Raw genomic sequence first — 21327 nt, forward strand, 5'->3', positions numbered from 1 at the left:
AATGCAATACCTTCCTCAAAAAGGAGCCTGCATTGTCCTTCAAAACTTTCTTTAGAATTCGTTGCGCGAATATCTTGCATGGAAAAAATTTAATTAGTAGATTGGCACCCTTGATGGAAAGTTATTCCAATTGAGAACGTCCGGAAAGACACTGGACGTAGTGAATGAAACCCGTGATTTCGAGGTAACGTATTTCGTTTTTCGGGAAGTTGACAAATATTAATTTACCGCCGTGATCGGAAACAACCTGGTAGATTTCGGTCAATGTGTTGATTCCGACTGTACCGATATACGGAGTATCGAATTCCAGGATGAAATCTTTTTGCTTCGTTGTGCCGAGAATTTCCATATACGTATCAACTAAGGCGCGAATATCGGCCTCGCCTTCATATTGATTGAATTCGCCGTTAATGAGAACAATGGTCGTCTTTTTATAGAATTCAGGTGAAAGTTGAAGCGATTTCATGCGGATTTGAATGTAACGTTGTCGATTAATTTTTGAAAATATAAATTGAAGCTGACAGAATAGCAAGGTGTTCATTTTTTAAGGAGGTATTACATTCATGAAAGTAAAAGTAGTAGCCATGATTTGCCTGTTAATAGCCGTGATAGCCGGTTGTTCACCAACGTCCAAAATGAAACCGGACGATTATTTCAAAGCCACGGATTCTCTTGTCGCACAGAACAAGATCGAAGAGGGCTTGAAAATGCTTGACGATGTCGTGGCGGCTTTTCCAAAAGACACGGCAGTGATTATCAAATCGTGGACAGCATCGGCCGATATTTATGCCGTACATTTGCAGGATTTTCCCAAAGCGATTGCATCGTTGCAACGCATTATCGATACGTATCCCCAAACATCTCAAGCGACCGTGAGTTTATTTAAGATTGGATTTACTTACGAAACAATCGCTCACGATATGGAAAAAGCCAAAGTAACTTATGAAGAATTTCTAAAAAAATACCCTCAACACGAATTGGCTGCGAGTGTAAAAGTTTCCCTTGATCACCTCGGTGAATCCGACGATGAGTTGCTTGAAAGGATTCTTAATAAGAACGAAAAACTTGACGAGAAGACAGCATTAAAAGCCAAAGAAAAAGCAAAATAGAAAGATTTTCATGCATAGACTTTTTGAAACGCGGGCAAAGATCATTTGTACGTTAGGACCTTCATCCAATACTTTGGAAGCCATTGAAAAAATGATCGACGCCGGTATGGACATTGCCCGGTTGAATTTTTCTCACGGTAAACACGAGGCGCATCGTCAGGTGATCGAATATATCCGGCAAGCTTCCAAGAAAACCGGCCGAACGGTGGGCATTCTGCAGGATTTGCAGGGGCCCAAAATACGGGTCGGTACGTTCAAAACAGGTGCGACCGACCTGAAAAACGGTTCTCGATTTACGATCACTAGCCGCGATATTGATGGCGACGATACCATTGTGTCGACAACGTATAAAGCTTTGCCGAAAGACGTGCGGGCTAACGATATTTTATTACTGGATGACGGGCTGATTTATCTGAAAGTAGTGCAGACGGACGGTGAAAACGTTTTGTGTGAAGTGATCAACGGCGGTATTTTGAAAAACAACAAAGGGATCAATCTGCCCGGCGTTAAAGTCAGCGCACCGTCGTTGACGGAGAAAGATACCGAAGATCTTTTATTTGGGCTTGCCAATGGCGTGGATTATGTCGCCTTATCATTTGTCCGGAAGCCGGAAGATATTTTACATGTCAAAGAGATCATTCGTACGCATAAAAAAGATACGCCGGTTGTGGCGAAAATCGAAAAGCCTGAAGCTCTGGATTGTATTGACCGCATCATTGCCATAGCGGACGCGATAATGGTGGCGCGTGGTGATCTCGGCGTGGAAATGAAAACTGAAGAAGTACCGCCCATCCAAAAAAGTTTGATTGCCAAATGTAATCGCGCGGGTGTACCGGTGATCACGGCTACGCAGATGCTTGATTCGATGGTGAATAATCCGCGCCCGACTCGTGCCGAGGCGTCAGACGTCGCCAATGCCATTCTTGACGGATCCGATGCGGTCATGTTGTCCGCCGAGACGGCATCCGGCAAATATCCGATTGAAACCATCACGACCATGCGGCGCATTATTAAGTTGATCGAGCAGGATATGCAGACGGATTATACGCGCCGCCGCCGTACACCCGGCGAATCGCCGCGTATTCAGGAAGGTGTTGCTGTAGCCGCGTGTTCGCTAGCCGAAATGCTTGATGCGGATGCGATTGTGACGATCACTTTGACCGGAGCCATGGCTCGTGCGATTGCACGGTATCGTCCAAGAAAGGCGATTATTGCCATCACCCATGACGAAGAAGTTCTGAGAGTTTTGAATTTAGTTTGGGGTGTTCGCGGAATTATTTTGCCGGAAATGAAGACCAATATTGATGACAGCGTCAACGAAATAAAAAACTGCCTCCTCGAAAGAGGCATACTTGAAAAAGGCAATCGTTTTGTTGTGACGGCAGGACTGCCGTTTAATTCGCGCGGACCAACCAATAGCGTGAGGGTTGAAACAATCGGGTAAAAAAGTATGCAAACCAAGTTCGAAAGTAATGTTCCGTCGAACTTGGTTCGGCGTCTGAATAAAATCTCTACCGAATAACTGCAATCTTTCCGGTCTTAGTAAAACCGTTGCCCTTGAATTTATAAATATACACACCGCTGGGAACAAGCTGTCCTGTGTGATCACGCCCGTTCCATGTCAAACCGTTATTCCCGTCGTACACTCCTGACGCCAATTCTCCGTAATCAATTCTGCGTATCAGTCTTCCCGATATCGTGTAAACCTCAAATTGCAGAGAAGAAGTTTTACGCAGGCGAAATTTCAATCTAATTTCCGATTGGCCATCGTTTCTGAAAGGATTGGGATAAGAGTAGAAATTAGAAACAGGATCCAGTGTCACCGAATCCTGATTGAATGAAACGCTAAGATAGTAGGGTACACCGGCCGGCAAAGTTTTTTCTTTGTTCACAACGATAACCGAAACGCTGTCACCCGTTGCCAATTGATCAATCAGGATGCTGGTCGCATTGCCGTGATTGGTAATATATTTTTTATTTGAAAACTGATTGTATTCGATAGTAATGACTTCAAAGAAATCTCCGGACTCGATGGGGTTAAAGGTAATAGTGCAATTGCCCGAATCCGTTAAGAAAAAATTATGATAATGTGAGGCCAACGACGGCAATGTACGGCTGATCGTTGTATCAATCAAATTTCGGTTGATTTCGAATTTGACGCGAGGATAATTCGAACCTTCAGGATAATAAGTCATTTCATCGGCGCGATTTCTTGTAAAATAATTCCAGATGGAAAATTCTGAGTATGCTTTCGACAATCCCGCATGAGACTGCAATGCGGCAGCCAATGCATTGAGCGCGGATTGCGTTTGCATGGTTTCCCAAACCTGCTTCATAATGCCCGTTCCGAATTTTTTTCCCAGATAATGATTCCAGATCGCTGCGCCGTATTCATGAATGCCGTTATAAGCATTCAACATCAGGTTTGGGCTGTTAAAATATGACGGTAAATAGCTGTAGTAATCATTCACTTCATCATACGCAACGTCTTCCATCCATGTTGACGAAACTTCGTAATACCAGTAATCGTCGTCTGAAAGCCTGTTGTAAGTATAGCTCAATTGTATAGCGTGAAAAAACTCATGAGCACACGTCACACGAAGGGCATCGTATCCTTGCGTATAATAACCGCTGCTATAATTGTTGTCGATGGTAATGTCTGTAATTTGAGGGTTATCGCCCCATTGTGTGAAGCCATACTCACTGATGTTTTGAATAAATACTTCATAATATCCGTTTACAGAAAAATTAGCCGGTTCCTTATACCCCAACGTATCGATTTCGAGCCGGTAGGCTTTCTCAAACGCTTTACCGGCTTCTTCGAGGTAATCGCGGATTCCGTTTGCATTCAGATCATCTGAAGGTACCTGATCAATACCGGTTGAATCATACTGAAACCGAAATGTTTTGGGTGTGCCATTAAAATCAAACACGTAGTTGTAAATGCCTTGAGCGAGGCTTTTTCGAAGCGGAGCTTTTTCAGGATGCGTTTTTTGATAAGCTTTGAGGTCGGCAATCATCGAAAATCCGCATTTTATGGGTAGATTGGAACGAAGCGCTTGCGGTAACCGATCCGATTGATTATTTAAGAGCAGCGCAAAATATTCCATCCCTTGGTCTTCAGTAATTTCACCAGATTGAATGGCGTCTTTGATTTTTTGACTGGAATTTTTTTCCTGAGCATATACAAGTAACGCAGGGTACAAAAACAGCAGTACGATACAGTATTTCATTCAAACCGGTCCTTATTTTTTTTGCGATACGTCAGAGACAGGGGAACGCCTTTGAATCCAAACGTTTCACGCATTTTGTTTTCAATATATTGTCGGTAATTAGCGGGCAGTAATTTCGGTTCGTTGGAGAAGAACGCAAACACCGGCGGCCGCGATTTGATCTGTGTGACATAATTGATCTTAATATCTTTTCCTTGCACAGCAGGCGGGTGATTGATCGCAATGATCTTACGGAGAAATTCATTTAGCGTTGACGTCGATATGGTTTTATTGCGTTCGTCAAAAACAGTTTTTGACATTTCGATGACTTTGTGAACGCGCTGTTTACTTAACGCCGAAATAAAAACGAACGGCACATACGATGTTGATCCGAGCGATTGTTTCAAGTGTTTTTCGTATGCCAGATATGTTTTATCGTCTTTTTCAACCAAATCCCACTTATTGATCACCATGACCAGGCCTTTTTTCAATTGCCGTGCTTCTTCGAGAACGCGGATATCTTGCGATGCAAGGCCTTCGATGGCATCGATCAGTAAAACCGCTACATCGCACTCCTGGATGCTTTTCAACGTGCGAAGCGTGCTGTAAAATTCCAGGTTTTCTTTTACTTTGGCTTTGCGACGCAATCCTGCCGTATCGATTAATTTGTATTTTTGTCCGTCATATTCGAAGTCCGTATCGATAGAATCCCGCGTCGTTCCGGGAATGTCCGTCACGATATGCTTTTGTTTTCCGATGACGGCATTTACAAACGATGATTTGCCTACATTTGGTTTTCCGATAATCGCGAGGCGAATAACATCTTCTTCGAATGTAATGTCGTCAAGCGAAACTTGAAATTGATCGTCGAGGTGGTCGAAAATTTTGTCCAGAAAATCGCCGATATTACGGCTGTTTAAAGCCGAGATCGGAAAAGGTTCACCCAGTCCGAGGCGGTAAATTTCCGGATCGGCGCCTAATGTTTGATTGATTTTTTCATTGTCAACTTTATTCGCCACGAAAAGACATTGTTTTTTTGACCGTTTCAGTAATTCCGCGATTTTCTGTTCGGCTGTGGTCAGGCCGGCATTGGCATCCATGACCAGAATCGTCAGATCGGATTCTTCAATGGCCAGTTGTGCCTGTTCGCGGACCGCCGCATCAATCTGCTCGTGCGAATCATGAATGAATCCGCCGGTGTCGACGAGAATAAATTGTTTGCCAGCCCAATCTGAAATTTCATAATGCCGGTCGCGCGTGACACCAGGCGTATCGTCGACGATAGCATCCTGGCGGCCGATAATACGATTAAAAAGCGTCGATTTGCCGACATTGGGACGGCCGATAATTGCGATGACAGGGAGACGGTTTTTTTTCACAAGTTCCTGCTTGGGCGTTGAATTGCGCTTGAAAATTACTGTTGAAATAACTATGCTTCTCGATTCGCCGGAAGCGCAGTGAGAATTGGCTAAACTATATATTACATGCAACTCTTTCAAGTTAAAACTTCCATGTTCCGCTTATGATCTTCAAAGAGCTTAGGTTAAAAAATATCGGGCCGTTTGAATCGTACACCGTGACTTTCTCCGCCGGTCAGTCACAAATTGTCCTCGGTAATGCCGAGGGGAAAACAACTGTCATTCACGCGCTTCGTAGCGTACTCTGTTTTGATGCCGATCCTCAGCGATTACTCAAAGATGGTGCATCCGAATCATCAGTCAAACTGCAGATAACCTTTGGTAAAAAGGATGCAACGATCGAAAAAAAATGGAAAGCCGGAGCTGTATCGGCGTGGAAAGTTTCTATCGATGACCGCACGATGAATTTGTTGAATTATGACGAAGCCGTGAAATGGAAAAAATGGTGGCTGCAGCAATGCGATGGCGATGAAACCGAACCTTATCCCGAAATGATCAATGACCGGTATGCCTTCCTGACGGCTTTGATGTTCGACTCATCTGCGGATCTGTTGCAAAGCCTTATGAAAGAGTCCTTTGTCGATCGGTGTTTTATGACCGATGCATACTCGAATGCTTATCAGCATTTGATCGGCATAGAATCACACATAGGCGAAGAAATAAATAAATCCAAACTCATCAGCCAGGAACGGGCGAGAGATTCCAAAAAGATCGGTTTATTGACTAAAGAAATTGCCCAAATCGAAATTGAAATTCAGAATAAAGAAACACTGGCGCATCAATTGGAACAAAAGCTTTCTGGCGAACAAAAAGATATGCACCAGGCGTCGCGGATCCATGAATTCATCGAAAATAAAAAAGACGAATTGCATAAAATCGAATTTGAACTGAAAACATACCGATCAATTATTGACAATAATACGCTCACCGATCTGAGCGATGAAGAATTGGCCGAAATTGACGAGAAACGTAAACGGTATGAAAATTTATCTAAACGTATTATCGACTATGAACAGCGGCTGATAGAACGCGCTCACCTTGAAAAAAACCTGATCGGACTGCAGCAGGAATTGAGGCGCTTTAAAAAGGCTGTTGTACCGGCGGGCGAAGAAGCGGACGATGACGTTCCGTCTCCAAAACAAATTGCCGTGTACGAAAATGAGTCTAAACGTATCGAACAAAAGCTGAAAAGTTATGCCGATCTTGAGTTAGAAATTGATCAGTTAAAACAAGAACGGCAAGAGTTTCGAACGGCATACGATCAGTTTCAGGTTTTCTCCAAAACTAAAAAACTGTTTTCTCAAAACGATTCCAAAAAAATAAAATCGGCCATTCAGAAGCTGGACGATCAGAAAAAAATAATTGTTAAAGAGCTGGAGGAGTTGCAAACAACCGTACATGAAGATAAATATGCTAAATTGCTGCGTTCCTCTCAGGAAATGCAACAACAGTCGTTGGAGATATCGAAGCACATTGCTGAATTGATCCGTCGTAAAAGTACTTTGGCCGTGCAGTTACAAGAGTTGGAAAAGCCGGTAAATGAAGAAGATGAGGCACGTCGGCAGATATCGCTGAAGCGGTATATTAAGATCGTTCAGGAAGGATTGGCTTTTTTGAAAAACCGGCAGTTTGAACAATCGCGTGAAACATTTATAAAAAAATTATCTTCGAAGCTGCCGAAACCGTATCGATCAAGCGTGACCGGATTAATTAAGATTTTATTTTCACCGGAACATTCTCCAGAAGCCAAACACGCCACTTTGCTACAGCTTTCGCAGACTGAGACGCTTTTAATCGGTCTGATGCTGCGTATCACGATGATTGATCAGCAGACCAAAATCAGAACTATCATTCTGGATGAACATCACCGGCAGTTGTTGGACGCAGGACAGACTCAAGCACTACACAACTGGTTGGATCAATGCCATTTTGAGCAATCGATTTCTTTGGTTCAGAAACAATCTTAAAATTCGATATCGCCCACCACGACTTCCTCACGAATCGGACTTATGATCTCGGTTACGACTTTCCTGTGAGCCGGATGATCGTTGTAAGTTTTAAGATCTTCCTTATTTTTAAACCGGCTCACGAGCATCAATTCGTACCCTTTATTTCTATCGGAGAAATTGACGCCGGCATGCATTTCCATCAGTTGGGGAATTTCATTTTTTAATCCATTTAACCCGGCGATCATCCGATCAATTTTATCCTGTGCAACATTCGGAAAAAGTTTGAATAAAACAACGTGCGTGACCATGCATTCTCCTGTAATACTAGAATTTAATAATAAGCTTTAAAAAAATGCGATGAAACTCAAGCACATTTCCGCAATGGAGGACGTTTTTTATTTTTTAGTGATTTGGAACCAGCGACTTTCGTAAGCAGTATTCTGAGTCTATATCTGCTTCCAGTTTCGCCAGAACATAACGAAAGGCATGCCGTTAGATGAGAAGTTTCTGAAGAATTTTTGAATATAGGATGAACGGAAGTAGACGTTTATTTTATTTGGATTCCCATTACCTTCGACATTCGCGCCGCCGAAAATTCCGCCGTAGACATTTTCTTTATTGTAGAGCGTAACGTCCTGCGGTTCGACGACTGAAACGGGGCTGGGGAGATAGAGGATGCCTTCGAGTTTCTGACTGTTTTTCAGGCGTACGTCGCCCTGGACAACGACAATTCCGTAAATGCTTGCGCTGTTTTTAACTTCGAGATCGCCCTCGATATAGACGACATTAGGCGTATCGCTGGGAACACCGTTCGGTCGTGGGTGATAATAGCTCGCATCATTGCCCGTAGGATACGTCGATCCGTTGTCTAATGTGAGGCTGCTGTTGAAATAATGCCCCTGGGCAATGGCCGTTTGCTTGAGTTTGTTAATGTCGATTTCCGGTAAAACGGTCGCGTATTCGTAGGCAAGTGAATTATTGATGGTTCCTGCCGAGTCACGCACGCTGACGTCGTTCAAACTGCCGCTGATGTATACGGCATATCCGCTAATGTCAACCATACGCAGGCGGAAAACCTGATTAGAAGCCGTTTGACCGTACACGGATTTGACGCTTACCTGCAACGTATCGTTAAGTGCAGGTCTGATCGTGTTGTCTTCGACCGTGATCGTGACAGTGCCGCCAGCGATGGATTGATTCGATGCCGACCAATGCCAGTTCATGGTGTTTAAGGAGGCTTTGACGGCATAGTCGATCGCGGATTGAGCGGAATAAAATGCGCGCATGTTGTCGCTATCGGTCGCACTGATTTTGGCATTGTTCTGTTGGGTCAGCGTCAGCGTCAATCCCATGAACGTAAGAATGGAAATGATCAGGATCGTACTGCTCAGAGCCGAGCCGCTTTCATCATGAAGAAAAGATTTCATAAGATCACCTGGCATTCCTTAACAAGATCGAATTCTGGAAGGTCACATTTTTACCGGAATTTCTGACCGTAATGCTGTAGTGTACGGATGCGATCAGATTGGTTGCACCGGATGTCCACGATGTGCCATCCCATTTTTTATAAGTAAGTGAAAAAGCCGTAACGTGCGATGCGAAAGCGACGGCATTTTTTTTCAATTGCTGATCCGTGTACGTCAAGTCAATGTTCTGTCCGTTGTTGTTCGTAAATCGAAATTGGGAGGCCGATGCAATCAGGATGCTGTTTTTGTCGCGCAGATTTTTAGTTTCCCGCGTCAGCACGTCTGTTGCTTGTTCGATAGTTTGCACTGCGAGCGATCTTCCGAGAACTTCCGAATAAATGTCAGTGGATTTCATAAAAATGACATAGATGCCAAGAAATGAAATTCCCATCACGGCTACGGTGGTGAGCAGCTCGATCAGCGTGAATCCTTTGGAATTTATCAAAGCATTTTTCATGTTAGTACATGGTTGCCCAACTAACCAATTGAATCGGTGTAATCAGAGAATGCGAAACTGTCACAGTGATTTCGGCATAAGCCACACCGTTGAAGCTTTTGCCGGTAGTCGCGACGGCGACCGTCCGGGTATACCCGCCTGAGATATTTTCGGAAACATACCGGTTAGGTGTGGTCATCCATGAATAACCGCGCGACGGCGATAGTTTATCCGTCAATACTTCTTCCATTTTTTGTTCGCACAACATGAGCGCTTTGGTCTGAACTTCGGCTTCAGCGCCGTTCGAGATAGCCTGGCTGAAAAACATGACCAGCGTCGGCAGCGCGATTCCAATGAACAGAATGACTGTAATCACTTCAAGAACAGAATAGCCGTGCTGATTCCGGATCCATTTATTTTTTGTTAATATTGTTTCCATGATATCCATTCCACGCTAGATGGAAGATACCCGACGACGTACTGGTAAAAGGAAGCTACATAATCACGTTTATGACATACACGGCTTGTACCGGAGTAATGTCCGGTTAGGCTGCAATGCCCGATGAATCCGCCCTTGACTTTGCAGCTTTTGGCCATCGAATACGATGACGGCTGGGATTCATTGCGTGCATATACGATACCATCGACTTCACATCCCTGATTCATCGTCACACGCCCGTTGCAAACCACGATGCCGCGGATTTTTGAATTTTTGTTCAGCGTCAGGTCGCCGTTGATCCATGTGACAAGCGGTTTTTTGTAAAGCGTATTTTGGGTGGCCGTATTGTCTTTGCCGACTTTGATCTGGAACGCTAAACTTGAATTTGTCGGCCGGTTGGTACCTGAAGTTGGGAACGTCATTTTGACACGGCCTGTTAATGTAAATCCTTCCTTAAGATTACCACCGGCGATTTGCAATACATTGACGGTGCCGGCCGATGCGGAAGCATTGAGGGTATCGTCGACCGTGGTATTATTTAAAACAAAATTATCCAGCACGATCGATGTATTGGATTGTGAACGCGCGCGCACGAAAATGCGTTCGATGACGTCTTCATTACCGTGAAATTCATATGTGACGGCTGTTCCGTTGATACTGAAGTAAACGTCGTCATTGCCATCATAGGTTAATGAAAACGGATAAGCGACACCGGACTGCCATTGGAAGTTGGACGTTTGCCCGTAATAAAACGGCCCTGAATTGGAACGGCCTAAATCGATCTCATGCGTCGACGATCCGGTGACAACATTACCGATACGTCCTTCAGCCATATAGGCAAATTCCAATTCTGATTCGTCCAATTCGCCTGGGATGACTTCACCCTGGATTGGTTCGTAATAAAAATCGTCTTCACCCGGAGGATAGGTTGAGTTTTGTGCAACGGTGAGATTACCGTCAAAATAATGCGTTTGTTTCACCGCGTGATCGCATAATTTCGCGTGATCCATTTTAGGTTTACAACGGTCGTTACTTTTTATTTTACATTTTCTCCGCGGATCGGCCTGTTCGGTTTCATCTTCTACCACCACATCTTCCAGATCACCGGTTGTAAGCGACGCATAATACAAATAGTCAATGAACCGGATAGTCCGTTCAATTTTTGTGGCTGTTTCACCGAATTTTCCCAGCGCCGTGATCAATACCGTATCGCCCATGGGGCGTGTTCTCTGAACTGTCACGTCGGCGAATCCGCCTTCGATCGGGATGTTGTTTTGTGACCATGTCCACGGATCGTTGGCGCCGTAATCGATTTCTTTGGTGCCAAGATAATCTCCGTGTGCAAGATGAGCTTCTACGGCTGAACGTCCGACGCAGATCGTGTGTGCCTGCGACGGATTGCCCGGAGGAATGTGGGTTAAAATAACTTTGTCGTCTTCATTATTTGCTTCAGTTGAATCGATCTGATCGAGGCCGTTCATGCTTTTAGTGTAGGCATACCGAATACCGCTTTCAGCGATATACAACGCTTGTGTGAGAGCATAGGACGATGCTGCGCGCTGGCTGGTTTGAACCTGCATGTTGGCCAGAATCAAGCCGAATATGCTCAATATGGCGACGATGAAAATACTGGTGGCCATACCCATCGCGCCTTTTTCTGCAGCGGGCTTTTCGGGCCATAATTGATATAAAAAAGTGGTTTTCATAGTGGTTACCTCAAATTTCTTAATTGCGTTTTGGCCGTGACTAACCGGTTACCTGCAATCGTTGCCAGGCTGAAATTCAAACGAACTTCGCGAATCAATGAAACAGGAATCGGATTTGTATTGAGCGATTGTCCGTTGGAATCCAAATAAGCGAACGAGATCTGTATTCCGGGCGTATAAAGCAACGTGTCGGTGCGATTGGCCTGTCCGTTGGAGATTGTGCGCCAGAATGCTTCTTCCTGCAGTGAATACGTAAACGTTTCGGTATCATTGTTTCGATTGACAAACATCAGTGATGACGAGGAAGCGGCATTGATGGCTTGATCGCCTTGAGCCTGCCGGATATCGCGCAGGGTCATTTCAGCCACGCGGCTTACTTCAGAAGCTTGATAACTTGACGTGGTCGAAATGGAATAAATGTCCATAAGTGAAACCAGCACGGTGGACAGGATCAATCCGCTCATTCCGAAAATGGCAAGGCCCGCTGTCAATTCAAACAATGTGAAGCCCGATTCATTCCGATTTAACTTTTTAAAGTATGTAAAATTTTTTTTCATGATTTTCTCCGTTATTTGGTAACCCACATTTTTAAACTGATATCATCGAGGTTGGAATGTGTTGCCGTAACATGGAGGAGCATGTACGGAACATTATTGTAAATGTGCTCGACCGTGTCAAGTTGTGTCCTCACAATAAATTCGCCAATTGTTACGTCTGGGTAACGTTGAGGAACTTTGATGTATTGAACGCCGCGCGTTGGGTTATTCAGGTCGCGTAGAACCGATTCGATCTGGCTTTGAGCGGCAAGCGTACCCTCAATGGACAAAGATGCCTGGGGCGTACCCATTGCCAGTGTTCCGTAAAGGCGGACAATACCTACGAGTGTAATGCTTAAAAATACGACTGTCATCACCGATTCAAGCAACGTCATACCTCGCTGATCTGAATAAATGAATTTTTTTGAAGTGTGAATGAATGGGTTCATAAAAGCCCCCTTTGTAATTGATTAAAAGTCGTCATGGTCGTTCATTTCCCCATATGTCCGAGCATGTCCCACATTGGCATAAATATCGCCAATGCAATAAATAAAATGACTCCACCCAAAAGCACGGTGATCAAAGGCTCGATGAGTGTCGTAAGATTTTTGACCGTGTAATCGACCTCTTCATCGAAATATTCAAAAATGTTGGTCATCATGTTATCGAGTGCGCCGGATTTCTCGCCGATGGAAATCATTTGGACAACGATGGGAGGAAAGATTGTACTACGGCGGAGCGGTTGTGCTAAACCCTGGCCTTCTTTGACGCCGGTAATAACTTTCTGGATTTCTTCCGAAATTATAATATTGCCCATGGTTTCGGCGATAATCGTCAATGTTTGCAGGATCGGAAGGCCGCTCTTATTCAACGTTTCAAATGTTTTGGCAAAATGTGATATCGATGTTTTCAGATACAATGGTCCAAAGATCGGCAGTTTCAATCGTTTTTCGTCCCACATTCTGTTGCCGTACGGTGTTCTGATAAACATCCGGAAACCGATAAATAACGCGATCGCCGAGGGAATAACGATATACCAGTATTGAGTGATGCCGGTATTGATTGCGATGAGGATCTGCGTCGGTAGCGGTAATTCGACTTTCATTTTTGTGAAAATGTCTACGAATTTTGGCACAACCAAAAGAATCAGTACGATAAACGCAATCACAATACCTACCAAAACAATGATCGGATAACGGGTCGCTTTTTTGATCGAGGATTTTATTTCCAGATCGTGCGACAGAAATGCGACCAGCCGCGTGAGCACTTCATCGAGAACGCCGGCAGCTTCGCCGACGCGTACCATGTCGACATACAAACTTGAAAAAGCATTTTTGTGCGGTTTCATTGATTCATAGAGCGTTTTGCCGCTTTGCACGCTTCCGGCAATGTCTTTGATGACGTCGCGCATGGCTTCGGATGCCGCTTGTTCTTCGAGCGCTTGTAAACACGAGAGCAGGGGAACGCCGGCTTTAAAAAGCGTTGCAAACTGTTTAGTAAAAACGATCACTTCTTTAGGTTCGATCTTTTTTGCACTGTTTTTTTTACCGGCAAACATGCCTTTTTTTTCTGTGACTTGAAGCGGCACGTAATTTAAGCGTTCGAGTTGTTCCGATATAAACCCGGCTGTTGGGCCTTCCATCGTATCAACGACGATCTGTCCTGAGTTATTGATCGCTTTGTATTGAAATTGGCTCATAATCTTACTCCGATGTGACGCGGATGACTTCTTCAATACTGGTCAGGCCTTGAAGAATTTTAGCGACGCCGTCTTGCCTCAGCGTTCGCATACCGTTCTCGATGGCCGCGTCTTTCAGCCGATTAGCCGATGCGCGTTCAATCGTCAGGTGACGTATTTCGTCGTTGACGAGCAGTAATTCATAAATGGCCAGTCGGCCTTTATAGCCTTTATTATTGCAATGAGGGCATCCTTTGGGTGCGTAAAACGAATAATTCGGCGATACGCGGATATTCAGTGATTTAAGCGTATCGGAGTCGGGATGAAATACCGTTTTGCATTTCGGACAAAGTTTTCTGACTAAACGTTGCGCGAGGACACCGGCCAAAGCCGACGACGTCAGAAATGGTTCAATGCCCATATCGGTGAGACGATTGATAGCGCTAGGTGCATCGTTCGTGTGCAGCGTCGAGAATACGAGATGGCCTGTTAAAGCCGATTCGATGGCGATGTGGGCTGTTTCTTTATCTCGAATTTCACCGACCATGATCACGTCGGGATCTTGCCGCAAAATCGAACGTAGTCCGGCCGCAAACGTCAGCCCGATTTTCGAGTTGATCTGGCATTGACGGATCAATTCAAGTCTGTATTCAATCGGATCTTCGACGGTGATGATGTTTTTGTCGACGGAATTGATCGTACTCAAAGCAGAATAGAGCGTAGTGGTTTTACCGCTTCCAGTCGGACCCGTGACGAGAATGATTCCGTTGGGGCGGCGAATGAGTTCTTCGAAAAAGATTTGCGTATTTTTATCGAAGCCAAGCTGCGATAGACTCATGGTTACCGAGCTTTTGTCGAGAATACGCATGACGATGTTTTCGCCATTGATGGTCGGGAAGGATGAAATACGAAAATCGATCGTACGGTTGCCGATGCGCGTCTGAAAGCGTCCGTCTTGCGGCAAACGTTTTTCGGCGATGTCGAGACCCGACATGATTTTGAAACGGGACAACAATGCGGATTGCAGATTTTTCTCTAACACGAATGATTCTTTCATGACCCCATCGACGCGAAAACGCACTAGAACCTTTTTCTCTTCCGGTTCGATATGAATATCGCTGGCGCCTTCTTTGACCGCAGCGGATATGATTAAGTTGGAGAGCCGGATAATCGGCGTCAGTTGAGCCGCTTCTTCGAGTTCTTCTTTAGTTTGATCCGTGGCGTCGACCTCGACCATCTCGACATCGAGTTGGTAATCTTTGACGGCATCTTCAACTTCGCTTTTGATCGATGAGGACGATTCCTTGAAAATCCTGTTCAATGTTTCCTGCAAATCCTGCTCGGAACACAACATCGGCGAGATGTTCATTTTGGTCACACGGCGTAATTCATCGATAGCTTCGAGATCGCGCGGATCAACCATCGCCACAGTTAATTCGTCGCCGATTATGAATAATGGAAAAACAAGTTTTGCTTTCATCAGATTTTCCGGGATCAGATGAACGAGTTCAGGATCGACTTCGAATGTTGATAATTCAACCGTCGGCAATCCCAACTGATCCGAAAGCACCTGCATCAAATCATTTTCACTCACCATTTTCTTTTCGGCTACGATTTTACCGAGTTTCTTCCCATACCGTTGCTGCTGCGATAACAGGTCCGAAAGCTGCGCTTCAGTAACCAACTGATTGGCTAGTAACATTTCGCCTAATTTAGAATGAGTGAGCATGGTCTTTTCGTTTAAATGACGTTAACCGCCGCGCTGAAATTTTCAGTTTGCGGCACGAACGTACGGGTATTTAAGAGTTCATTGATTTTCTGAACGAGTGAAGCCGAGTCATAAGGTTTGTAGATATAAGCATTCGCGCCCATATCCAATCCGGTTTTTTTGTCGATATCGCGGGCGCGTGACGTCAGCATAATGATCGGGATGTGCCGGTATTTTTCATCGAATTTCAACAGCCGGCAAATTTTGAATCCGTCCATACGCGGAAGCAGTACATCGAGAATAATCAAATCCGGTTTTTGCAAGCGCGCCATTTGCAAACCTTCGACGCCATCATAACTGGAGATGACATCGAAGCCATTGGCTTTGAGACGAACGCTTAACATATCGACCATATTAGGATAGTCGTCGACGATCAAAATTTTATGAGTCATTTTTACGCGCCTTCTTTCGTTTGGGTAAAAGCAGGGTAAAAGCGCTGCCTTTACCGAACTCACTTTGAACTTTAATTTTTCCGTGATGCAGTTTTATAATTTCTTTAACGATGCTTAATCCAAGTCCACTGCCTTTCCGGCGGTTTTGAATGTGTTCGGGATAATCGAGTTGGACGAAGCGGTCGAATAATTTTTTGATGTCGGGTTTGCGGATACCGAAGCCCTGATCGCGTATGGTAATTTCAAATCCACTCGTGCGGCCGATAACCGATACGACGACGTGCGATTGTGTGGGAGAGTATTTAATTGCGTTGTCGATCAGGTTGAACAAAACTTGTTTAATCCGGTCCGGGTCGGCATACATGTCGAAAAGGTTGGGCTGAATGTGCGTAACAAGGTCAATGCTTTTTTCAGAAGCTTTATTTTCCGTTGTTGCTAAAACTTCATTGACTAATTTTTCAACATCGACTAATTGACGATGGATTCTGAGCTTTCCGGAGTCAATACGATTGATATCCAATAGATCATTGACTAAACGCGAAAGGCGATTGACTTCGTCATAAACCACATGCAGGCACTGTTCTTGTACTTCGTTTAAAGGTCCTACGCTTTTTTCCAGGACGAGGCTTAATCCTTCTTTCATCGGCGTCATTGGATTGAGCAACTCGTGCGCAACCATCGATAAAAATTCCGATTTACGATGCAATTCAATCCATGCTTTCGAAATATCCCGAATGATACACAGCCGGCCCATCCTTACGTTGTTTTTGGTTACGACGTCTTTAACTTCCAACTCATAAATGATCGATCGGTGGCTGATAACTACTGTTTCTTTGAATGATTTCTTTTCTGACAAACGGACGCGATTGAGTAGATCTTCAACCGCGATACGGGAAGTATTGAAAATTTCATTGAGGGAAAGCTTTTCACCAGGATTGACGGTGCGGCGTAACCCAAGCATATGTACCGCACGTTTATTGATGATGACCACTTGATCGAGAAGATCGATAAAGAAAATGCCGTCATCGAGGTGGTCAATGATTTCGAATAATTCGTTGTTTAGTTCTTTACGCAAAATGCCGGTCAGGCCAGACGTATCTTCTTCGCCGATGTTCGATGCGATTTCCGAAAAATCTGAATTATCAGGAAACCGCGATGTTAAAAGTTGTAGTGCCATGACCTTATTCTTTCTGATCAATTAATAAATTCAATATACCAGCGGATGATATCGAGACCGTAAAACACATTAATCCACAAAGCGATGGTGAGATACGGAGCCAGCGGAATCTGGCTGTTATTCGTCAGGCGCCGGGCCAGAATACCCATCCATCCTATCAACGATATCAAAACGAATGATGTAAAAATACTTAACAGCAATAATTTCCATCCGATAAAAATACCGAGCAGGGCGGCAAGCTTGATGTCGCCACCGCCTATGCCATCGCGTTTATACAAAAGATGGCCGATGTACCAAACAGCCCAGAGGCCTAAACCACCGACTAAAAATCCCAAGCTGGAATCGATAATCGAAGGTTTACCTTCCATCACGCTGAACAGTATGGCAAAGGGAAAGCTGAAAAAAACGATGCGGTTGGGGATCAGGTGTTTTTGGTAGTCGATACAACTTAAAACGAGCATGAGCAACGCTAAGAACGTGAGTTTAAAAAATAGGACCGTTAATCCGAATTGCGAAAAAAGAAAGCACACGAAAATTCCACTAAGAATTTCAACGGCAGGGTAACGGAATGAAATAGGTGTTCGGCAAAATGCACAACGGCCTAATTGAACAAGAAATCCCCACAGCGGCACATTGTAATACCACGGAATGCGGTGGCTGCAATTAGGGCAATGCGATGGAGGGGACCACAATGACAAGTCATTAGGAATACGATAAATGACCACATTTAAGAAGCTGCCGATAATCGAACCTAAACTGAAAAGTATGACGTAGATTGATAACATGGTTGTTTTTTTGTTTAGCTGTTAGAACGCATAGTTTCTTCTTGGGCGAAAATGCGGCTGATGCCCATGGTCGCTTGAAATATGGCCACATCGAAATTAATGTCTTTGACGCCGAGAAGCGTGATGATCATTGTCTGTCCATCCGTTTCAAACTTTTGCGAAACGGCTTTTAAATCGACGTCGAAATACACTGAACTATCCTGTGATTTTGAATCGATATATTTTTGCAAGTGAGAATAGAAAAAACGAATAAAATCGGAATGATCACCCGAAGATGGATTGCCGACGTCGATATCGCTGAGTGCCGCAACGGGTACACCGTTGTCCGTTGTAAGGATCAGGGCGAATAAACCGAATTTTTTGATCAGCTGTTGAAGAAATTTATCGAGGGCGTCGCTGATGCTTGCATTACGAGCCGTACGCCGGTCGAAAATGCTCGCAATGGCATGAATGTGTTCGCGAAGTTTCCGGCTGGCGCATTCGGGATTCGAATGAATACAATAATTAGCGCGACAGGCAATCAACGGCTCATTGCACATCTGACGGCGGTGATAATTAGCCGTTGGTTCCATACGGCTGGTGATGAATTCACGCGTCATTTTCTGATGCAAATTGGTTTCCGCGTACGCCATCGCTTCATCCCATAAAAAAGCTTCTAATTCGATCAACTGGCTTGGAGTGAATGGCTTGATCATCGCTTCAACCACGTTCCAATCCTGAATATTACGGCGGATTTTTTTCTTAACTTCGCGGGAAAGTTCCTGTGATTCTTTTTGCCGCACTGACGAATATTTCAAAATCGTGATCGGTACTTCGATGGGCTCGCCGCCAAAACTTTCCGGATTGATTTCGACCGTTAAGTTTGGATTTTTGGATTTGAATTGATTCAACATGTTAAAGGCACTCCTTAAAGCCGTTTTAAATTTAACAGAGTCCCGACTTTAATCGGGACTCTTGTCAAATAGGTTGATAAATTAACGGGCGTGTCCTGCTTCACTGCAAGTAACTAAACCGGTTGTCGCATCATAGGTATAGGTACCGCCGGAAGGGCATGTCGGAGCGACGCCGCTGGCGAAATAAGCGTTGCTGGACGTTGCTAAGATAGCCGCAGAAGCCGGAAAAGTGGCTGGGCCGCCAGCAAGAGCGCTTTGAGCATATCCGACTGAAGCAGCCGCTTCGATAGCGCCTTGATTCGATTTGCAGGCGCCGGCTTCAGCTTGATCGGTAAGGTCAAAATATTTCGGAATCGCAACAGCGGCCAAAATACCGAGGATAACGATCACGGTTACCAATTCCATCAAGGTAAAACCGCTTTGATTTTTGAGAGCTTTCATTTTTTTTCTCCTTTTAAGGTGATTAGGTGAATTATTATTGAGCTATTGCTCAGTGAAATTTCTTAAGTTCGATGTTAACTTAAGACAATCTCCATGCCGAATTGCATCTCATTGATTTATTGAACTTAAAAGGCGATTGAAGATTTGTTCTATGGAAAAAAACCCTATTTTATGGAAGCGTTACCTGTTTGAAGGTTTGGATAGTATTACTTGACAATTTTTTTTTGATTTTATAATTTGCACCCGCTTAAAACAATCAGGAGACAATATGATTCGTGTTGAGAATCTGGTAAAAAATTACGGGACGTTGCGCGCCGTCAATAGCATCAATTTTCAAGTTAATGATGGAGAAATTCTGGGATTCCTGGGGCCGAACGGAGCGGGAAAATCGACGACCTTGAAAATGATGACGACCTATCTTGCGCCCACATCCGGCAATGTCTATGTTGACCAACTCAATATTCTCGAGCACTCACTCGACATCAGGCGGATGATCGGTTATTTACCGGAACTTAATCCGCTGTATGTTGAAATGAATGTGTATGATTATTTGCAATTTGTTGCGTCGGCAAGAGAGATTACAGGGCAAGCATTCAAAAAGCGGTTGGGCGAAGTAGTTGATCTGTGCGGATTACGCGGCGTGATCCATAAATATATTTCCGAGCTTTCAAAAGGTTACCGTCAACGCGTCGGCTTGGCTCAAGCGATCTTTCATGATCCGAAAATTCTGATTCTGGATGAACCTTCCAGCGGCTTGGATCCTAATCAAATTGTTGAGATCAGGGAATTGATCAAAAACCTCGGCAAGAAAAAAACTCTGATCATGTCCAGTCACATTTTGCAGGAAATCGAACTGACGGCCGACCGGATGGTGATCATCAATAAAGGCGAAATCGTGGCAGATGGTACGACGGAAGAATTGATGCAATCATTCAAAGGCAAAACGGTTTTGACTCTTGAATTAAAAAATGCCAACGAAGCCGATATCAACGGTATTGTAGGAACAGTGAAGGCCGTCAACGTAGCAAAAGTCGTTAACCTGAATGGAACGATGACCGTTCAATTGGAATATCCGAATACGATTGATCCACGAAGCGATATATTTGATTATGCGGTTAGCCGGCGCTGGACGATCCTGGAAATGGGCCGTTATAAAGTCAGTCTTGAAGATGTTTTCCGCACTTTGACCGTAGAAGGAGGCGTGCAGAATGGATAATATTAAGTTGATATATCGGAAAGAAATGGCTGCTTTTTTTAACAGCCCGGTCGCGTATATTGTGCTGATCGTATTTGCACTCATTACATCATGGTTCTTTACCAATACTTTTTTTCTGTCCAATCAATCGGATTTGCGGAGTTTATTTGATGTTGTTCCTTGGGTCTATCTTTTTTTCATTCCGGCCATCTCTATGGGATCGATTGCGAGGGAGAAAAACAGCGGAACGATGGAATTTCTGGCGACGCTTCCGATGAAGGATTCGCACATTGTTTTGGGAAAGTTTTTGGCGATCGTTTCGCTCATTGGCATAGCTTTGTTGTTCACTGGAATTCATTTTATTACTCTGTTGTTTGTCGGTACGGCCGTTGATATTGGCGCTATTTTCAGCGGATATTTCGGACTTTTATTGGTAGGGGCGGCTTATACGGCTATTGGCATTTTGGGAAGCTCGGTGACTGAAAATCAGATCGCAGCATTTCTCCTTAGTTTTCTTTTTATTTCAATACTATGGTTTTTAGAAAAAATCTTGCCGTTTGTTCCCGATTTTATGACAGAAGTGCTTCAGTTTATCAGTATTGATTATCATTTGAACAACATTTCACGGGGGGTAATCGACTCGCGAAACCTGATTTATTTTGGGTCATTAATGGTGTTTTTTTTGATCATGAGCGCGCGGGTTTTAGAAATCAGAAAGTGGAGATAA

General features: G+C 44.2%; 22 protein-coding genes. 5 read left to right on the top strand and 17 right to left on the bottom strand.

Annotated features, from left to right (window positions below; all coding sequences use genetic code 11):
- Nucleotides 1–121: 121 nt before the first annotated feature.
- Entirely contained in the window at nt 122–466 is a 345-nt protein-coding gene (locus tag K1X84_06600; protein MBX7151293.1) for an STAS domain-containing protein, read from the bottom strand.
- 97 nt (nt 467–563) lie between these two features.
- On the opposite strand from K1X84_06600, the gene K1X84_06605 reads away from it, so the two are divergent.
- Together K1X84_06605 and pyk are read left to right on the top strand one after the other, a co-directional pair.
- Nucleotides 564–1109, top strand: a complete 546-nt coding sequence (locus tag K1X84_06605) for a tetratricopeptide repeat protein (protein ID MBX7151294.1) — start codon at nt 564–566, stop codon at nt 1107–1109.
- 10 nt (nt 1110–1119) lie between these two features.
- Complete coding sequence (pyk, locus tag K1X84_06610; protein MBX7151295.1) at nt 1120–2553, top strand: pyruvate kinase; 1434 nt, start codon at nt 1120–1122, stop codon at nt 2551–2553.
- Between the two features lie 67 nt (nt 2554–2620).
- On the opposite strand, the gene K1X84_06615 is transcribed toward pyk, so the two are convergent.
- A complete protein-coding gene (locus K1X84_06615; GenBank protein ID MBX7151296.1) occupies nt 2621–4342 on the bottom strand; it encodes a T9SS type A sorting domain-containing protein in 1722 nt (573 codons plus the stop codon).
- Nucleotides 4339–5700 (bottom strand): ribosome biogenesis GTPase Der, encoded by a 1362-nt coding sequence (gene der / locus K1X84_06620; protein ID MBX7151297.1) that lies wholly within the window; start codon nt 5698–5700, stop codon nt 4339–4341. Before der ends, K1X84_06615 begins: the two co-directional genes overlap by 4 nt.
- 143 nt (nt 5701–5843) lie before the next feature.
- On the opposite strand from der, the gene K1X84_06625 reads away from it, so the two are divergent.
- Nucleotides 5844–7706 carry a hypothetical protein gene (locus K1X84_06625; GenBank protein ID MBX7151298.1) on the top strand — a complete coding sequence of 621 codons (1863 nt, stop codon included), beginning with the start codon at nt 5844–5846 and terminating at the stop codon, nt 7704–7706.
- Here K1X84_06625 and K1X84_06630 read toward each other — a convergent pair.
- From K1X84_06630 to K1X84_06695, 14 genes are all read right to left on the bottom strand, one after another.
- Nucleotides 7703–7996 (bottom strand): Dabb family protein, encoded by a 294-nt coding sequence (locus K1X84_06630; protein MBX7151299.1) that lies wholly within the window; start codon nt 7994–7996, stop codon nt 7703–7705. The two genes, K1X84_06625 and K1X84_06630, sit on opposite strands and share 4 nt — an antisense overlap.
- Before the next feature lie 138 nt (nt 7997–8134).
- A complete protein-coding gene (locus K1X84_06635) occupies nt 8135–9115 on the bottom strand; it encodes a pilus assembly PilX N-terminal domain-containing protein (GenBank protein ID MBX7151300.1) in 981 nt (326 codons plus the stop codon).
- Between the two features lie 4 nt (nt 9116–9119).
- Entirely contained in the window at nt 9120–9611 is a 492-nt protein-coding gene (locus tag K1X84_06640) for a prepilin-type N-terminal cleavage/methylation domain-containing protein (GenBank protein ID MBX7151301.1), read from the bottom strand.
- 1 nt (nt 9612) lies between these two features.
- Nucleotides 9613–10029 (bottom strand): hypothetical protein, encoded by a 417-nt coding sequence (locus K1X84_06645; protein MBX7151302.1) that lies wholly within the window; start codon nt 10027–10029, stop codon nt 9613–9615.
- Complete coding sequence (locus K1X84_06650) at nt 10014–11735, bottom strand: hypothetical protein (GenBank protein MBX7151303.1); 1722 nt, start codon at nt 11733–11735, stop codon at nt 10014–10016. The genes K1X84_06645 and K1X84_06650 overlap by 16 nt, the downstream gene beginning before the upstream one ends.
- 5 nt (nt 11736–11740) lie before the next feature.
- Entirely contained in the window at nt 11741–12292 is a 552-nt protein-coding gene (locus K1X84_06655) for a prepilin-type N-terminal cleavage/methylation domain-containing protein (protein ID MBX7151304.1), read from the bottom strand.
- An 11-nt stretch (nt 12293–12303) separates the two neighbouring features.
- The gene (locus K1X84_06660) at nt 12304–12720 is read right to left on the bottom strand and encodes a hypothetical protein (protein MBX7151305.1); all 417 of its coding nucleotides are present in this window, start codon (nt 12718–12720) and stop codon (nt 12304–12306) included.
- A gap of 41 nt (nt 12721–12761) precedes the next feature.
- Entirely contained in the window at nt 12762–13970 is a 1209-nt protein-coding gene (locus K1X84_06665; protein MBX7151306.1) for a type II secretion system F family protein, read from the bottom strand.
- A gap of 4 nt (nt 13971–13974) precedes the next feature.
- Complete coding sequence (gene gspE, locus K1X84_06670; protein MBX7151307.1) at nt 13975–15678, bottom strand: type II secretion system ATPase GspE; 1704 nt, start codon at nt 15676–15678, stop codon at nt 13975–13977.
- 11 nt (nt 15679–15689) lie between these two features.
- The gene (locus tag K1X84_06675; GenBank protein MBX7151308.1) at nt 15690–16109 is read right to left on the bottom strand and encodes a response regulator; all 420 of its coding nucleotides are present in this window, start codon (nt 16107–16109) and stop codon (nt 15690–15692) included.
- Complete coding sequence (locus K1X84_06680; protein MBX7151309.1) at nt 16099–17286, bottom strand: cell wall metabolism sensor histidine kinase WalK; 1188 nt, start codon at nt 17284–17286, stop codon at nt 16099–16101. The genes K1X84_06675 and K1X84_06680 overlap by 11 nt, the downstream gene beginning before the upstream one ends.
- 17 nt (nt 17287–17303) lie before the next feature.
- Nucleotides 17304–18071 carry a prepilin peptidase gene (locus K1X84_06685; protein ID MBX7151310.1) on the bottom strand — a complete coding sequence of 256 codons (768 nt, stop codon included), beginning with the start codon at nt 18069–18071 and terminating at the stop codon, nt 17304–17306.
- Between the two features lie 14 nt (nt 18072–18085).
- A complete protein-coding gene (locus tag K1X84_06690) occupies nt 18086–18964 on the bottom strand; it encodes a hypothetical protein (GenBank protein ID MBX7151311.1) in 879 nt (292 codons plus the stop codon).
- An 81-nt stretch (nt 18965–19045) separates the two neighbouring features.
- Entirely contained in the window at nt 19046–19405 is a 360-nt protein-coding gene (locus K1X84_06695) for a prepilin-type N-terminal cleavage/methylation domain-containing protein (GenBank protein ID MBX7151312.1), read from the bottom strand.
- A gap of 268 nt (nt 19406–19673) precedes the next feature.
- Between K1X84_06695 and K1X84_06700 the strand changes: the two genes are divergently transcribed.
- Together K1X84_06700 and K1X84_06705 are read left to right on the top strand one after the other, a co-directional pair.
- Nucleotides 19674–20621 carry an ATP-binding cassette domain-containing protein gene (locus K1X84_06700; GenBank protein ID MBX7151313.1) on the top strand — a complete coding sequence of 316 codons (948 nt, stop codon included), beginning with the start codon at nt 19674–19676 and terminating at the stop codon, nt 20619–20621.
- Nucleotides 20614–21327 carry an ABC transporter permease subunit gene (locus K1X84_06705; protein ID MBX7151314.1) on the top strand — a complete coding sequence of 238 codons (714 nt, stop codon included), beginning with the start codon at nt 20614–20616 and terminating at the stop codon, nt 21325–21327. Before K1X84_06700 ends, K1X84_06705 begins: the two co-directional genes overlap by 8 nt.

It is taken from the genome of bacterium, assembly GCA_019695335.1.
Lineage (GTDB): Bacteria > CLD3 > CLD3 > SB21 > SB21 > JABWBZ01.